The organism is Paenibacillus sp. FSL K6-2859 (genome assembly GCF_038008265.1).
GTDB lineage: Bacteria > Bacillota > Bacilli > Paenibacillales > Paenibacillaceae > Paenibacillus_AQ > Paenibacillus_AQ nitricinens.
Genome location: NZ_JBBOYU010000001.1, coordinates 1,794,837 through 1,809,864, shown reverse-complemented (window position 1 = coordinate 1,809,864; position 15,028 = coordinate 1,794,837). Strand labels below are relative to the sequence as shown.

Below are 15,028 nucleotides of genomic sequence, written 5' to 3'. Positions count from 1 at the left end.
CAATCAAAAAAATATTTAAATTAAAAGTAAAAATCAAAGAACCGCTTCTCCTAAAGGAATAAGCGGTTCTTTAATTTAGTATTCTGTTACGGCTATCCTACACGCTGAATTTCGATAACTTCTCCTTTAACTGTAAAGATGCATCCTCCAGCTTCAAAGAAAGCTCTACCAAATGATCACTTACACTTTGTTGCTCTCCACTAAGCGAGGCAACTTCTTGAGAGGCAGCTGATGATTCCTCAGCTATAGAGCTTACGTTACTCATCGAATCGGATAGAACCTTTTGCGATTGACTCAGGCTGTCCATCGACACAGTTACAGCATTCAGACGAGCGATAAAATGCTGCATTTGATCCTGCACAGATACGAAAATATCGCTAGTGCTCTGCACGGAAGTCATTTGCTGATTAAAGAGCGGTGCAACTTCTGAAAGGACCACAACCGTCTCGTTCATATCTCTCATAACGGTATCTGTTATTTCAGCCACAACAGCAATAGACTCTTTCGATTGATCTGCAAGCTGACGTATTTCATCGGCTACCACCATGAATCCGCGTCCAGCCTCGCCTGCTCTTGCTGCTTCAATGGTGGCATTCAGTGACAGGATATTCGTCTGCTGTGTAATATTTTGCATGACATTAAGAACCTTTATAACGGAAGATGCCGTTTCTGTCAGCTCGTTAACCTTCATCACAAGCTGATTCGTCTTCAGGCCCGTCCTATTTGTCTCATTAAGCAGTTCTTTTAATCTATTGAAGCCTTCCTCACTGAGTTCGCCGATGCTGTGTGCGGTGTGATCCATCTCGTGAGTAGCTGAATTAACTAAATCCATCTGTACCGAAATTTGTCCTGTCAACTCATTGCCACGATCAGCTTCCAAGGCCAAACTTCCTGCACCACCCGCAATTTCTTCCGTGGCCGCGGCAATATCCATAGCTGCATCAGCTGTCTTCCGCGAAACACCGCTAAGCTCATCGGCGGTTTCCAGTACCTTCCGGGCGGTTTCATTCGTATGAATAACCAGCTCTGTTATCCGTTCCATCATCATGTTAAAAGAGCTGGATAACTGACCGATCTCATCACGTGAGGTGATATTCGTACGCACCCCTAGATTCCCTTCGGCTCCCTCTGACATCAAATTCTTAAGTCTGGTCAGGGGCCGAGATACCATTCTGAACATCCAATATCCAATCAGAATGGCGATAACAGCAGCTACAGCAACAATAATATAAGTAGTCTTGAGAATACGCAGCGCGTCTTTCGTCAAGTTCTCAGCCGGTACAACACCAAGTAATCTCCATCCCGAGGTTTCTAGTGTTCCGTATACAGCTAATATAGATTTTCCCTTTTCATCCTTTGTTGGCAATGAGCCTGCTGTATTCTGCAGACCACCCAGAAGCGTCCCTCCCAAATTCAGATATGTATCTGTCCCCACTTGCTGGGAGGAGGCAATCAATTCATCCTTATTCGTCAGCAATTGCATGTAGGAGCTTGTTCCAAGATCCACTTTACGAAGCTGATTTTCTAATTCGCTAATTCTAATATCGTTAATAACTATGTATCCCTTGCTTTTAGAATCACCGGCAATCGATTTGGCCAAATGGAAAACACCTGACGTATTTCCTTCCTGGCCCTGTAATTCACGTGGAATCCATACACTCTGTGGCTTCTCCTGTAGCTGCTTAAACCATGAGGATTCTCTGAAACTCTCAATAAAAGCGCTATCTTTTGTCCCTGCCGAAGAAATTGGAAAACCTTCATTCATCGGAATAAGGTATACGGCCTCCACACCGTTTGATGCCGTGAGCCAATCATTTAGCTGCGCACTAATCTGGTTAGATAGTACCTTACGTTTCTCATTACTTGTAGTGTGATTATTCCCTTGATTAAGTGCATTTTGAATTTCATTGTCATACAAGATTCTTCCTAGACCATCCTCATAACGTAACAATTCCACATCAAACTTCTCAGCGGTTTGAACGACTGTCTGTTGATTGGCTGACAGCGCATTCGTCTCGATCGTATGCTCAGCTACGGAATAGGAAGTGTAGCCGAGAGAGAGCACGAGCACCATCGTCGAAACAAAGAAGATGAGAAAAAGCCGCACCCCAATGGATTTGGATGGATGCAGCTGGAATCGTCTTTTTTCTTTTTTCACTTGTACTTTCATCTAATCATTCACCACCGTTGTCGTCTGTTATGCCTACTGGCTTATCGTTTACAAGGTCATGAACATTTGTAACACCCGATCGGAAAGATATGGCAAATACTCATGACCGTACTCATAATAAACCATAAGCTCTTTGGGCGCTAGTACTTTGTTGTATGCGGCAAACTGCGTTGAAGGTGGACAAATCACATCGGATAACCCTGTAACCCACAACATTTTAGCTTGAATTCGCTCCGCGAGATTCTGAATATCGATGTAACCCAGTCTATTAAAAATCTCGTCCTCACGTAAATGATGGGGATCAAAAAAGCGGAAATAATAGTTAATTTCCTCATAAGCTGACGTAGTGATATCAAGCTCCCAAGCCCGTCTATAATCTGAAAGAAACGGATACACAGGAACGGCCATGCTCACACGCGGCTCTAATGCTGCACAAGCTACAGTAAGCGCTCCGCCTTGAGATAAACCAAAAGCACCTACTCGTGCAGGATCAACTTCCTCCATAGACATCAATATTCGAGCAGTCTGTGCTGTATCCAGAAACACATTACGATAGTAAAGGTTGTGCGGATTAGGATCGTCAATGCCGCGAATAATATGTCCACGAATGGTTGTACCTTTTACTGTAAGATTATCCTCGGAAAGTCCGCCTTGTCCCCGGCAATCCATCGCAAGGACACTAATCCCATGGGCCGCATAAGTCACCTTCTCCATCCAATCCCCGCTGTCACAGGAATATCCATGAAACATCACGACACCAGAACTTTTTTCTGAACTCCTTTTCTTCGGTCTTACATATTTACAATGAATTCTTGCTCCGCCAACGCCGGTAAAATAAAGATGAAAACATTCCGCCAGCTCGCTGACGAACTCCGCAGGCTCTAGTTCATAATCTAGTGACTGGGCGTCCAGATCACGCAAAGCCAGCTCCCAAAACGCGTCAAAGTCTATCGGCTTTGGGCTGCTTCCGTTATATTCTTTTAATTGTGACAATGTCATGTCGTTTCCCATATTAAGGTCCTCCTTAAGGTTTTTTCACTTAAAAACAATGGAAACGGAAAACCCGCATATGTGGATTTTCCGTTAGTTTCTACTAATAACAAGAGCTCGCTAGCTGCACTTTGTGCAACTATTACAGCTAAGTAAGTTGTGTTGTTCATTTAATTGCACTCTATACAACTAAAATTGCTCACAGCGGGGTTTCCGGGGCAAAATCGCCTGAAATAAGTGTACAATGTGCAACTATTTACACTAAACACCACCAAACAGGTTAGTTTAAGTGCACTTTGTGCAACTGCGGCTTTAGCCTAGACATACTGGCGTCTCATGAATGAGCTCATAGTACTCACTCGTGGCTCTTGCGCTGCACTTTGTGCAATAGAATCTCTCCATATGAGTGTCCGTCTTTGTTCTATTGCACTTTGCGCAATCAGTTCGAACGAAAATGAGCATAAAATTGATTTTTGCGGAAATCCATTGCAGAGAGTGCAATAGATTCTTTTTTTCAGACGAAATCGAGAGTTTCTATTGCAGAGAATGCAATGAAAAGCCGAAGCTACATAACACATAACACAAAGCGCGCAACGTGCAGAACCCAGCACACAAAACACATTACACTGCACGCTGTAAACTTCTTTCGAACGCTACACGACCACCAAGCATCTACTTCACTTCACTCTATCTAAGGTTGTTCCCCAAAGCTTGTTCACCCTATTAAATTTTGCCTAAACCCGCATCATCGCCAACCTCTTCATGGGTATCGATGACATAGTTGACGATTTCATCAACGGTTGTATATGCAACGCCTACATAAGTATCAGCAGCGCCATAATAGATGGCGATACGGCCGGTTTCTGCATCATGCAGAGTGGCACATGGGAAAAGAACGTTGTTCACGAAACCTCTTTCCTCATACCATTCTTCAGGAGTTAGCACAAAATTTTTCGAGCGATATTTTACTTTCGAGGGCTCGTTAATATCCAAAATAACTGCACCCATACTATATACAAGTCCGTTACAAGTTCCAGTAACGCCATGGTAGAACATCAACCAGCCTTCAGAGGTTTCAATCGGTGCAGGTCCGCCGCCAATCTTCACACTTTGCCACCAGCCTTGCCCCCCTTTGCTCATCACGTGACGGTGTTTACCCCAATATACAAAGTCAGGGCTTTCGCTAAGGAATACATCGCCGAATGGTGTATGTCCGCTGTCACTTGGACGGGACAACATCACGAAGTTATTGTTGATTTTTCTAGGGAACAATACGCCGTTCCGGTTGAAGGGCAGGAATGGATTTTCCAAGCTGATAAATGTTTTGAAATCTTGTGTTTTGGCAACACCAATGGCTGCGCCGTAAAAATCTGTACACCAGATAATATAAAATGTATCTTCGACCTTAACCAGACGTGGATCGTAAGCATACCGCGGCTGATAAGGGTTACCTTCTTCATCTATAAATCGGATCGGCTCATCATCGATTTTCCAATCTAGACCATCAACACTATGTCCCATACGCAAATGCGGACGAGTCGTGTTATCTTCTACACGAAATACTCCAATAAAACTCCCTTCATACGCAGCAACCGCACTATTAAAAATACGGGCTACACCTTTTGCGGGATTTCTTTTGATAACCGGGTTATCATTATGTCTCCAAATGGGGTTCTCGTATCCAGCAGGCTTATCCTGCCAAGGCATGTTCGGGATGTTCACTGCACTTGCTCCTACCAATTTCACTTCACTCATTAGTATTCCCTCCAAATGTATGCAACTTTTTAGATTGCTATTTTATCTAGTACTGTTATGAAATCTACTACTAAGCTTACTTCACGGAACCTTGCGAAAATCCATTGTAGATATACTTTTGCAACGCGGTAAACACAACCAAGGTCGGGATAATTGCGATCATAATCGCCGCACATATAACTTCCCACTGTGATCCGTACGGACCTTTAAACTTAAAGAGCGCTGTGGAGATCGTTTGGAGATCTGTTTTCGGCATATAAAGGAAAGGAGTGTAAAAATCGTTATAAATATTTACGCCCTTCACAATAATTACTGTTACAATCGCCGGTTTCAGCAGCGGCAAAATAATTCTCCAATAAATCGTCCAATACGAAGCCCCGTCCAGCATCGCGGATTCATCCAGTGACTCGGAAATCGAATCCAAGAACTGCATGAAAATATATACAGCGATAATATCCGTACCGAGGTACATCACGATGGGTGCCCATCTGGTATTAAACAAGCCCAAGTGATTGATGATTTGGAAAGTTGCTACTTGCGTAGTAACACCCGGAATCAGAGTAGCAATCAGAAACATACTGATGAGAACTTTACTGCCTTTAAATTTGAAGCGGGATAAAATATAAGCCATCATTGAACCCGTCAGCGTTGCACCCAGGATAGAGATCACAACGATAATGACCGTGTTTTTAAATCCCAGAAGCATTTTCCCATCAACAAAAGCCTTAGTGTAGTTGGAGAAATTCAGCCAATTCTCTGGCAGCGTTAACGGTCCGGTTGAAGCGTATTCTGGCCCTGTTTTTAATGAAGCAAAAAATACAACTACGATAGGTATCAACGCTGCAAGTGCTCCCAAAATCAAGGTGAGATATTTGAATATACTAGCAGTGGTATATTTTACAGAATGCATAGTTTATTTCTCCTCCTTGATCAGAACGCGCTGCAAAATAGTAACTACTATAACGATACCCAGCAAAACTACGGCCATCGCTGACGCTAATCCAACTTTGCTATATTTGAAAGCTACATCGACCGTCTGAATAACAAATGTGCTACTTCCGTTAGATCCGCCTGTCATGACGTATGGAATTTCAAATACCCCAATGGCGCCACTAACCGCTAAGATCAAGTTCAACTGCAGAATTCGCTTAATACTTGGCAAAATAATATGCATAAACTGATGCCATCGGTTTGCACCATCAATCTCAGCAGCTTCATAAATATCCGAACCGATCGAGGAAATAGCCCCAAGGAAGATCAGGAAATTCATCCCCATGTATCTCCACAGTGACGCACCTGCAAGTGAGAAGTTAATCAAATTCGGATTGAGCAGCCACTTCTGCTGTAAGCCGCTGAGTCCGAGCAGGTTAAGAATCGTATCTAGCGTTCCATCTGGTTTGAAAAAGAACAAAAAGATAAAGCCGATCGCTACACCGTTTAGCAAGGTTGGGAAGAACAAGATCCCTTTGAATAAATTTTTCATGCGAACACTAAAGCTCAGAATGGTTGCAAAATACAAAGCAAGCGCCATCTGAATAAAGGTGGTAAAGAAATAATACAAGCTGACCTTAAATACGGAAAAATACTCCGGTTTCGTAAAAATGGTTTTGTAGTTCTCTAACCCAACGTACTCCATATTTTTACTTAGGCCATTCCAGCTGGTGAAGCTGTACCGAAACATACTGATGACTGGATAATAAGCAAACGTGAGTAGCAATACGATCGGTACTAATGAGAACAAGCATATGATGGCAATACGTTGATTTTTGTAACTCAAATTCGAAAACTTGAACACCCGATACACCTCCAGAAAAGCATCCTCATTTATTTATGACTCGTTTAAATGTGAAGGGGGAAATGCCCGATCGCATATCCCCTTCCACTTCCACTACCGCCTAAAGCATTTAAGAAAGCTTATAGTTGTTACTGTGCTGTGACTTTCGTGCGAGCGGCTTTCCACTTGTCGTTGAGGTCCTTCATGATGTCATCATAGGATTCTTTTCTGTTGCCAATTGCGGCTTCAATAATACGTTTCTTGAAGTCTGGTTGCCAAGCACCGATTTCGGCTTGTTTGTCGATTTCATCAGACCAGCCTTCTTCACCGGCTTTAGCAGCTGCAAGTGTATCAAAGGTTACTTCAGTGCCTTCATATTGTTTCAGAATTTCTGGAAGCTCAGCACCGATAGCCGGGCTCATACCGCCACCTTCTGTCGTTGGGTAGCCAGATTCGTTAATGAACCAATCCACCCAAGCTCTAGCAGCTTCTTTGTTTTTACTATGAACGCTGACACCCAGATTGTAGTCACCAGCAAGCGGTACAAGGATTTTTTCTGCATTCGTAGGGAATGGCATGAAGCCAACATCATCTGGATTCGTTGCTAAACCTTTGATTTGACCGATTGCCCAAGATCCAAGAACCATCGTGCCGATTTTTCCGTTAGCCAGATCCGCTTTAGAAGATTCCCAATCTGTAGTCGTTGGATCTTCTTCAATCAAACCTTTTTGTGCTGCATCGTACAGGATTTTGTACAGCTCATAGTGAGGTTGACCTGGAACATAGTTGTCGTCGCTAGCCACTTGACCAATGTTCACATAATCACGGTTACCAGCTACTGTAGCCAGATCCGCTTCCCATTGGGTCAATGTCCAGCCAGCTGCGTAGTTTGTATACAGAGGCACAGCTTTCGTTTTGTCTTTAACAGATTGCAGAGCAGTTAAGAATTGTTCAGGAGTTCTTGGAACCTCTGTAATCCCTGCATCCTTGAAGACTTGTTTGTTGTAAATAATACCGTTAAAGTTGATGGTCATTGGAATTCCGTAAGCCACTCCGTCTACTGCTCGTTCTTCTACCCCTGTATATTGTTTTTGCATATCTTCGAGTGTACCCAGTGGTTCGAAGAAATCGGGAATATCTTTAATAGCTATGCTTGTAGGTAACAAAAGAACGTCGCCATAGTCACTAGTGCTCATGCGAATTTTAATTTGATCTTCATAAGTAGCAAGCGCTTCAAAATTCACCTTTACATCAGGATATTTCTCATTGAACTTAGCCGCATACTCTTTGAATACGGTATCAACAATATCCGTTCTTTGCGTAATAACCGTGATATCCCCTTTAATATCCTTGGCTGCTGCATCATCAGCCGGAGCTGCCGTCGCCTCTGTTGAGGATCCATTGCTTCCTGTGTTTTTAGTGCCTTCATTGTTGGTGTTGTTGTTTGAGGAACAACCGCTAAACAATCCTGCCATAAGTGTCAGTACCATCAAGCCCATCATTGTTTTTCCTTTTTTCATGCTTTTACGACCCCTCTCTTCCATTCAACTCTAATTTGGTTTAATAACAAAAATAATAACTTTTATCATCACCATTAATTTAACAGAGTAATTACCATTATCAAACTAACAGAAATACTCTTGAAAAAAGTGATGATATCGCTTACAAACCCATTATAGATCTATTTTTCACGCAAAACGATGGTTTGAATTGCTTTTTCTGGTCTTGTATTTGTTATTTTTGTTTTTGTTATGGTGTTTTTATTATCTAATTTATTGAAAATAACCACAAAAAAAGAGAGCTTATCGCTCTCCTAAATAATAGCTTCCTATATAGGACTAAACCTCACGTTCCATTTTCGGTAATTTACAGCCACTTTTGTAATCCTTAGGTGTCATCCCACACATTTTCTTGAACAATTTATTAAAATAAACCGGATCACTATAGCCAACCTTATCGGCAATTTCATAATTTTTTAGGTCGGGATGCTCGATCAGCAATTCTTTCGCCTTAGTAATTCGAATTTGAATTAGATATTCGGTGATGGTTTGCCCCGTCTTTATTTTGAATAACCGGCTAAGGTAGCTCGCATTCATACCGACGGTCTCCGCCAAACGCTCAAGTTCGAAGTTCTGATCATACTCCCTCTCCAGTATGCTTTTAGTCTGTTCAACTACGTAATGCTCTCCACCATCCGCCGCTTGGGAGATGATCTCCTCCTGGTCTTTAACGCTCTTTTTCTTTGTATCCTCTACTCTTTTGAGCAATTCATATAGCTGAGTCTTATCAATAGGTTTTAATAAATAATCTATCACCCCATGACGGATGGCTCGGCGGGCATATTCAAATTCACTAAAACCGCTAAGAACGGCAATAGGTAAATCCTCCATATAACCTCTAACCTGTTCAATAAGCATAAAGCCGTCCATTCTAGGCATTTTTATATCTGTAATAAGCAGATCTATTTCCGCTCGGGATAACTTTTCAATATGCTCCCAGGCCTCCAACCCGTTACCGTAGGATCCAATTACATGTACGTCCAGCTCCATCCTGGATGTGATTTTTTCGAGCCCCCTGCGAATGACCTCCTCGTCGTCCGCAATCATAACATTTATCATTTGAGCACTTCCCTCCAGCTGTATCTGCCAGTTATTATGATTGCACCATCATCACGAATAGAATTCTTCCTATGTCTTAAGTCAATGTACGATTTCGCTCTTTTATAGTCTTGCATTTACTATAACGAAAGTTATTCTAATTTCCCAGCCGCCACTATAAATTGTCCTTGAAATCATCTCCGAAAAAGTATATAACTGAATTAAGTTGTTATTATAAACTAACAAATTAATAATAACTATATAACAAATTAACATAATAATTATCTTTTCTATTTTCATGTAAGGTGGGATTCTCGATGGTATTTAACAACGAATACATTGCAGGCATAACCTGGGGCTTCTCGGGTACACGTGGTTCTTGGACAACAGAAGAAGCGGAACGTTCGATGGAACTCATGTCTTCAGTCACCGGGGCGAACTGGACAGCCATTGCACTTAGTGCACTTCAATCAACCGCTCATTCTACGGAAATCCCCTATTGGGAGGCTCCAACCGTTACTGACGAAGAAGTGAAACAGGCCATTAGTAAAGCAAAGTCACTGCAGCTTAAGGTATGCCTTAAGCCGATTGTTAATTGTGCGGACGGAACTTGGCGTGCTCACATTAACTTTTTCGATAAGGATGTCCCTTGTGAGCCTAAATGGTCGGAATGGTTCCGCTCTTATACTAAATTTATTCTGCATTATGCTGCTATCGCTGAAGAATCGGGTTGTGAGATGTTCTGTATCGGCTGCGAGCTTGTCCAAGCGGATAGACGCGATGCCGAATGGCGCACGCTTATTGCCGAGGTTCGGAAGGTTTACTCAGGAATTCTCACTTATAATTGCGATAAATATCAGGAGGATAACGTGACCTGGTGGGATGCGCTCGATGTGATTTCTTCAAGTGGATATTATCCAGCTAATGATTGGGAAGCTCAGCTCGACCGGATTGAAAGTGTGGTTAGATCGCAGAATAAGCCATTCTTTTTTATGGAGGCGGGTTGCCCAAGCCGAAGTGGGAGCGCGGCAATTCCTAATGATTGGACCTTAAAGGGTGAACCAAGTCAAGCAGAACAAAGCAAATTCTATCAGGCAATGTTTCAAGGCTGTGAGCGCAGAGATTGGGTTCAGGGCTTTATGCTTTGGGATTGGCCTACTCATCTTTATCCAATTCATGAAGCAGAACACAATGATGATTATTGTATGTATGGCAAACAAGCCGCTGGGATCATTAAAGAATACTTCACCTCGAAAATCAATAAGTAATGTGAGGAGTGACTACTTACCAATGATTAATTCACCAGAATTATGGTTGACCCAGCTTGAGGATGAGCTACAGGGTAATATTCTTAGTTTTTGGATGAAACAGACGAAGGACGAAATCAATGGCGGTTTTGTTGGTGAAATCGACAATCAGCTAAACATAACACCTGACGCGGAGAAAAGTCTTGTGCTTAATGCACGTATTCTTTGGTCCTTTGCGAGCGCTTACCGAATCTACGGCAAGACAGAATATCTGGTTATGGCAGAACGTGCTTATATCTATCTAATGGATCATTTCATCGATAAAGAATATGGCGGTTTATACTGGATGGTGGATGCTGAGGGCAGACCTTCACAGGAGAAAAAACAGATCTATGGCCAAGCTTTTGCTATCTACGCATTGGCTGAATTCTACCGCGCGACTGGGCGGCCTGAGGTATTAGATGAGGCCATTCAAATATTCCAGCTCGTTGAGAAATACGGCTATGATTCTATTTATAAAGGTTATGTTGAAGCTTTATCACGGGAATGGCAAATCACGGATAACCTCAGCCTTAGCAGCAAGGACTTGAATGAGAAAAAATCAATGAACACACATCTACACGTGTTAGAAGCGTATACCGGACTTTATCGAGTATGGAAGTCAGAGGAGCTGGAAAACACGCTGGCTGAGCTAATTGAAACGATGCTGGACCATATCATTGATAACGAAGGCAAGCATTTTCATCTTTTCTTTGATGAGGCCTGGAATGTTAAGTCAGATATTATCTCCTATGGACATGATATCGAAGGCAGCTGGCTGCTTGTGGAAGCCGCAGAAATACTTGGAGAAGAAAAGCTGCTACAGCGTGTTCGAATTGTCGCTATCTCCATGGCAGAAGCTGTTCTTGCAGAAGGTATAGATACCGATGGCGGGATATGGAATGAAGCTGATCTGAGCGGATTGCTAAGCAAAGATAAAGATTGGTGGCCGCAAGCGGAGGCGGTTGTCGGATTCTATAATGCTTATCAGCTGACCGGTAACAGCAAATTTAACGAGGCTGCCCAAGCCTCCTGGACTTTTATTGATAAATATATGGTGGATCACAAATTAGGCGAATGGTACTGGGGTGTGGACGAGAAGCATCTGCCTCTCCCTGACGCAACCAAGGTTAGTGCCTGGAAATGCCCTTATCATAACAGCAGAGCCTGCTTTGAAATGATCGGACGAATCAAACCAACTATAAAGGAGACTGTATAATGTCATCATTATTTCAAGAACGCAAACAACAACTTACAGAACGTTATGAGGCACTGATCACCCGTAACAATGAAAAGCTCCCTTATGGAAACGGTATTTATGACCGTTATACTCATCCACTGCTTACCGCTGAGCACGCTCCTCTAATCTGGCGTTACGACTTCAACCCTGACACCAATCCATACTTCGCTGAAAGAATCGGTGTCAACGGCGTTTTCAACCCTGGTGCCATAGAACTTAACGGTAAGTTTTATCTTGTTGCCCGCGTGGAAGGTAATGACCGTAAATCTTTTTTTGCTGTAGCTGAAAGTGATAATGGTGTGGATGGCTTCCGCTTCTGGGATCGTCCAGTCGTGCTGCCCGAGACAGATGTTCCGGATATTAACGTTTACGACATGCGCCTTGTAAGCCATGAAGATGGCTGGATTTATGGCCTTTTTTGTACAGAACGTAAAGATCCAGATGCCCCACACGGTGACCTTTCTAGCGCAGTAGCCCAATGTGGTATTGTTCGCACAAAAGATCTGAAGACCTGGGAACGTCTGGCCGATCTCCAAACAGGGTCAGCTCAGCAGCGTAATGTTGTGCTCCATCCTGAATATGTTGATGGAAAATACGCCTTCTACACTCGCCCACAGGATGGCTTTATTGATGCAGGTTCCGGTGGCGGAATTGGCTGGGGGCTCTCGGATTCAATTGAGGCTGCCGTGATTACGAGTGAAACCATCATGGATGAGCGCCATTACCATACCATCAAGGAAGTTAAGAATGGTCAAGGTCCAGCTCCAATCAAAACTGAAAAAGGCTGGTTGCATATTGCTCATGGTGTGCGAAACACTGCTGCTGGGCTTAGATACGTGCTTTATGCCTTTTTAACTGATTTGGAGGAGCCAAACAAAGTTACCCATTCCCCAGGCGGTCATTTCATCGCACCAGACGGTGAGGAACGTGTCGGTGATGTATCCAACGTCGTATTCTGTAATGGTGTGATTGCACGCGATAACGGTGAGATTTATATCTACTACGCTTCCTCCGACACTCGCATCCATGTAGCGACAACTACCGTTGACCAAATGTTAGATTATGTACTGAACACACCAGAAGACCCGCTTCGCTCTTATGCTTGTGTACAGCAACGCATCGCCCTCATTGATCGTAATTTAGCGCTGTAAGTAAGAGTTCAGAGTCCATAAAAATCAACAGAACAGCGATTCTCCTGTTATCGGAGGATCGCTGTTCTGTTTTTTTGGATCATTGGCGGCTTGCTTATATCGTATATCCATCATCCCCGGAGCTTACGGACTCAGATGACGCTATTGCTTGGTAAGAAGCTCAAAATTGCTCAGTAATCCCCTAACTCGAAGGAGGATGAGATATAAATGTTCAAACGTATGGATGAGATCATGATCGAAATTCCTGAAGTAAAGAAGCCAGATCCCAATGCTGCTGCCGCTGTACAAGAACTGCTAGGCGGAAAGTTCGGAGAAATGTCGACGAGCAAATTTTTAATTGTACAAAGCCCGATATTCATCTTCCAGTATAGACATCAGAATCATGTTATGAAATTCTCCGTCTACATAAAGAGCATCCCGCTCCACACCATCGCGCTTGAAACCTAGCTTCTCATAGACATGAATCGCTCTTGGATTAAAAGGATATACACCCAGATGGATACGATGCAGCTTCAAGGCTTCAAAGCCATATCGCAGCATTAGAGTCATAGCTTCAGTACCGTACCCCTTCCCTCTATGTTTATGACTACGAATCCCAATTCGAATGTTTGCGCTACGGTTGTCTGGATCCATTTCGTTCAGCACCACTTCTCCAATGAGCTCATCCGTTTCCTTGACGATAATCATAAGATCCACACGATCTTCAGCTGGAACACTAATCTTACGAATCCAGGCTGCAGTTTGCTCGCGTGAGATTTCTCCTTGCGACCCTGTTAGACGTCCCATCTCTTCATCAAGTAAAAATTTGCAATAGGCCTCCAGATCGGACTCTTCTACACCACGCAGATGAATATTCTCGCCCTCAATCTTTGGTATTGCAACTGCTTCTGACATAACTGAATTCCCCCTAACCATAACCATAATTTCATGGCGTTCAATTATTTTTAATCGGCTAATCTCTAATCTCGCGGTATATCCACAGAATCACGATGCACTATGTCTGCTGCGATCAGGATTTTCTCCAGCGGTGCAGAGGGGTGCCCAATCCGACTTAGCAGTTTCTCCACTGCCGCCCGACCCATCGCTTCTTTAGGGACATGCACAGTAGTAAGCGGCGGAACGCCTCTTGAGGCATCCTCAATATTATCAAAGCCCGTAACCGAGATATCCCCAGGAATATTAATACCATCTGCCTTCAGGATATCACTGACCGTAAGTGCTGTTTTGTCATTGGCGCAGACCAAGGCGGTGGGGAGTGTCTTAGCTTTTTTCCGTTTCATCACCCAATTTTTAAAATCCTCTTGGAATACCTCTTCCTCCACCCCTTCCAAAAAGAGATTCGCATCATCTTCCAAAGGCAGTCTTATCCCACTCTCCTCCAGCGCACTCCGAAAGCCGATCCACCGATCCCGGAAACTGCGTGAAAATCCAATATTCCCGATAAAATGCATTTGTGTATGGCCTGTCCCCATCAAATGATTAGTAAGTCGAGCCATGGAATCCACATTGTTCGCGAATACAGTATCACTTGGAATTAATGGATCTTCATGGTCAATCAACACCATCGGCAGACCGATGCGATGCACCTCAAGTAGTAAAGAAGTGGAGATTTCGCCCACACCTACCAAACCAAGAATCCCGCTTGGGTTCAAGATATTCACGAAATTATCCGCACGATTCTCAGAGATGATCACCATTCCAAGTCCTTCTTGATCCAGCGCAAGGGCAATACCGTCCACAATTTTCCCCCAATACAAGGAATCCTGAGTTTGCGAGCGGATATTCGGCATTAATACAAGCACAGATTGCTTATTCCGATCACTGGCCCCTACCGGAGGAGTACGCTTGACACCTTGGACAAAAGCATTCTTTTGCGTAAAATAGCCTAACTGCGAAGCCGCTTGTATCACTCGTTCTCTGGTCATCTCATTAACGCCAGCTTTACCAGAAAGTGACTTAGAGACAACAAATTTGGATACACCGAGATGATCAGCTATTTTTTGCATGGTGACTTTTTTAGCCATATTAAACCCTCCAGAGATTGTATTAAAATTAATGTTGAACT

13 protein-coding genes are annotated in these 15,028 nt (G+C 43.3%); 4 read left to right on the top strand and 9 right to left on the bottom strand.

Annotated elements, in window-relative coordinates:
- Positions 1 to 97: 97 nt before the first annotated feature.
- The 7 genes from MHB64_RS07910 to MHB64_RS07880 form a co-directional block, all read right to left on the bottom strand.
- Positions 98 to 2,170 (bottom strand): methyl-accepting chemotaxis protein, encoded by a 2,073-nt coding sequence (locus tag MHB64_RS07910; RefSeq protein WP_341134113.1) that lies wholly within the window; start codon positions 2,168 to 2,170, stop codon positions 98 to 100.
- A gap of 48 nt (positions 2,171 to 2,218) precedes the next feature.
- Positions 2,219 to 3,181: an acetylxylan esterase gene (locus tag MHB64_RS07905; protein ID WP_341134112.1), complete on the bottom strand. Its 963-nt coding sequence runs from the start codon at positions 3,179 to 3,181 to the stop codon at positions 2,219 to 2,221.
- A 702-nt stretch (positions 3,182 to 3,883) separates the two neighbouring features.
- Positions 3,884 to 4,915 (bottom strand): glycoside hydrolase family 130 protein, encoded by a 1,032-nt coding sequence (locus MHB64_RS07900; RefSeq protein WP_094870579.1) that lies wholly within the window; start codon positions 4,913 to 4,915, stop codon positions 3,884 to 3,886.
- Positions 4,916 to 4,991: 76 nt separating this feature from the next.
- Entirely contained in the window at positions 4,992 to 5,825 is an 834-nt protein-coding gene (locus tag MHB64_RS07895) for a carbohydrate ABC transporter permease (protein ID WP_042186110.1), read from the bottom strand.
- Positions 5,826 to 5,828: 3 nt separating this feature from the next.
- On the bottom strand, positions 5,829 to 6,710 hold the full coding sequence (locus tag MHB64_RS07890; RefSeq protein ID WP_042186108.1) for a carbohydrate ABC transporter permease: 882 nt from the start codon (positions 6,708 to 6,710) through the stop codon (positions 5,829 to 5,831).
- 128 nt (positions 6,711 to 6,838) lie between these two features.
- Positions 6,839 to 8,209 (bottom strand): ABC transporter substrate-binding protein, encoded by a 1,371-nt coding sequence (locus tag MHB64_RS07885; protein ID WP_341134111.1) that lies wholly within the window; start codon positions 8,207 to 8,209, stop codon positions 6,839 to 6,841.
- A 318-nt stretch (positions 8,210 to 8,527) separates the two neighbouring features.
- Positions 8,528 to 9,307: a response regulator transcription factor gene (locus tag MHB64_RS07880; protein ID WP_094870577.1), complete on the bottom strand. Its 780-nt coding sequence runs from the start codon at positions 9,305 to 9,307 to the stop codon at positions 8,528 to 8,530.
- A 296-nt stretch (positions 9,308 to 9,603) separates the two neighbouring features.
- On the opposite strand from MHB64_RS07880, the gene MHB64_RS07875 reads away from it, so the two are divergent.
- From MHB64_RS07875 to MHB64_RS33880, 4 genes are all read left to right on the top strand, one after another.
- The gene (locus MHB64_RS07875; protein WP_280787430.1) at positions 9,604 to 10,554 is read left to right on the top strand and encodes a glycoside hydrolase family 113; all 951 of its coding nucleotides are present in this window, start codon (positions 9,604 to 9,606) and stop codon (positions 10,552 to 10,554) included.
- Between the two features lie 22 nt (positions 10,555 to 10,576).
- Positions 10,577 to 11,791: an AGE family epimerase/isomerase gene (locus MHB64_RS07870; RefSeq protein ID WP_094870575.1), complete on the top strand. Its 1,215-nt coding sequence runs from the start codon at positions 10,577 to 10,579 to the stop codon at positions 11,789 to 11,791.
- On the top strand, positions 11,791 to 12,963 hold the full coding sequence (locus MHB64_RS07865; protein WP_094870574.1) for a glycoside hydrolase family 130 protein: 1,173 nt from the start codon (positions 11,791 to 11,793) through the stop codon (positions 12,961 to 12,963). The genes MHB64_RS07870 and MHB64_RS07865 overlap by 1 nt, the downstream gene beginning before the upstream one ends.
- Before the next feature lie 207 nt (positions 12,964 to 13,170).
- Positions 13,171 to 13,410, top strand: a complete 240-nt coding sequence (locus tag MHB64_RS33880; protein ID WP_373455820.1) for a manganese catalase family protein — start codon at positions 13,171 to 13,173, stop codon at positions 13,408 to 13,410.
- Here MHB64_RS33880 and MHB64_RS07855 read toward each other — a convergent pair.
- Both MHB64_RS07855 and MHB64_RS07850 read right to left on the bottom strand, forming a co-directional pair.
- Positions 13,297 to 13,857, bottom strand: coding sequence for a GNAT family N-acetyltransferase (locus tag MHB64_RS07855; protein ID WP_341134110.1), 561 nt, complete (start codon positions 13,855 to 13,857; stop codon positions 13,297 to 13,299). The two genes, MHB64_RS33880 and MHB64_RS07855, sit on opposite strands and share 114 nt — an antisense overlap.
- A gap of 65 nt (positions 13,858 to 13,922) precedes the next feature.
- Positions 13,923 to 14,987, bottom strand: a complete 1,065-nt coding sequence (locus MHB64_RS07850) for a LacI family DNA-binding transcriptional regulator (protein WP_094876584.1) — start codon at positions 14,985 to 14,987, stop codon at positions 13,923 to 13,925.
- Positions 14,988 to 15,028: the final 41 nt, after the last annotated feature.

Excerpts from the sequence above, each read along its gene's own strand:
- MHB64_RS07885 (WP_341134111.1), bottom strand. The coding sequence starts at position 8,209 with ATGAAAAAAGGAAAAACAATGATGGGCTTGATGGTACTGACACTTATG.
- MHB64_RS07865 (WP_094870574.1), top strand. The coding sequence starts at position 11,791 with ATGTCATCATTATTTCAAGAACGCAAACAACAACTTACAGAACGTTAT.
- MHB64_RS07880 (WP_094870577.1), bottom strand. The coding sequence starts at position 9,307 with ATGATAAATGTTATGATTGCGGACGACGAGGAGGTCATTCGCAGGGGG.
- MHB64_RS07870 (WP_094870575.1), top strand. The coding sequence starts at position 10,577 with ATGATTAATTCACCAGAATTATGGTTGACCCAGCTTGAGGATGAGCTA.
- MHB64_RS07910 (WP_341134113.1), bottom strand. The coding sequence starts at position 2,170 with ATGAAAGTACAAGTGAAAAAAGAAAAAAGACGATTCCAGCTGCATCCA.
- MHB64_RS07900 (WP_094870579.1), bottom strand. The coding sequence starts at position 4,915 with ATGAGTGAAGTGAAATTGGTAGGAGCAAGTGCAGTGAACATCCCGAAC.
- MHB64_RS07905 (WP_341134112.1), bottom strand. The coding sequence starts at position 3,181 with ATGGGAAACGACATGACATTGTCACAATTAAAAGAATATAACGGAAGC.
- MHB64_RS07855 (WP_341134110.1), bottom strand. The coding sequence starts at position 13,857 with ATGTCAGAAGCAGTTGCAATACCAAAGATTGAGGGCGAGAATATTCAT.
- MHB64_RS07850 (WP_094876584.1), bottom strand. The coding sequence starts at position 14,987 with ATGGCTAAAAAAGTCACCATGCAAAAAATAGCTGATCATCTCGGTGTA.
- MHB64_RS07875 (WP_280787430.1), top strand. The coding sequence starts at position 9,604 with ATGGTATTTAACAACGAATACATTGCAGGCATAACCTGGGGCTTCTCG.
- MHB64_RS07895 (WP_042186110.1), bottom strand. The coding sequence starts at position 5,825 with ATGCATTCTGTAAAATATACCACTGCTAGTATATTCAAATATCTCACC.
- MHB64_RS33880 (WP_373455820.1), top strand. The coding sequence starts at position 13,171 with ATGTTCAAACGTATGGATGAGATCATGATCGAAATTCCTGAAGTAAAG.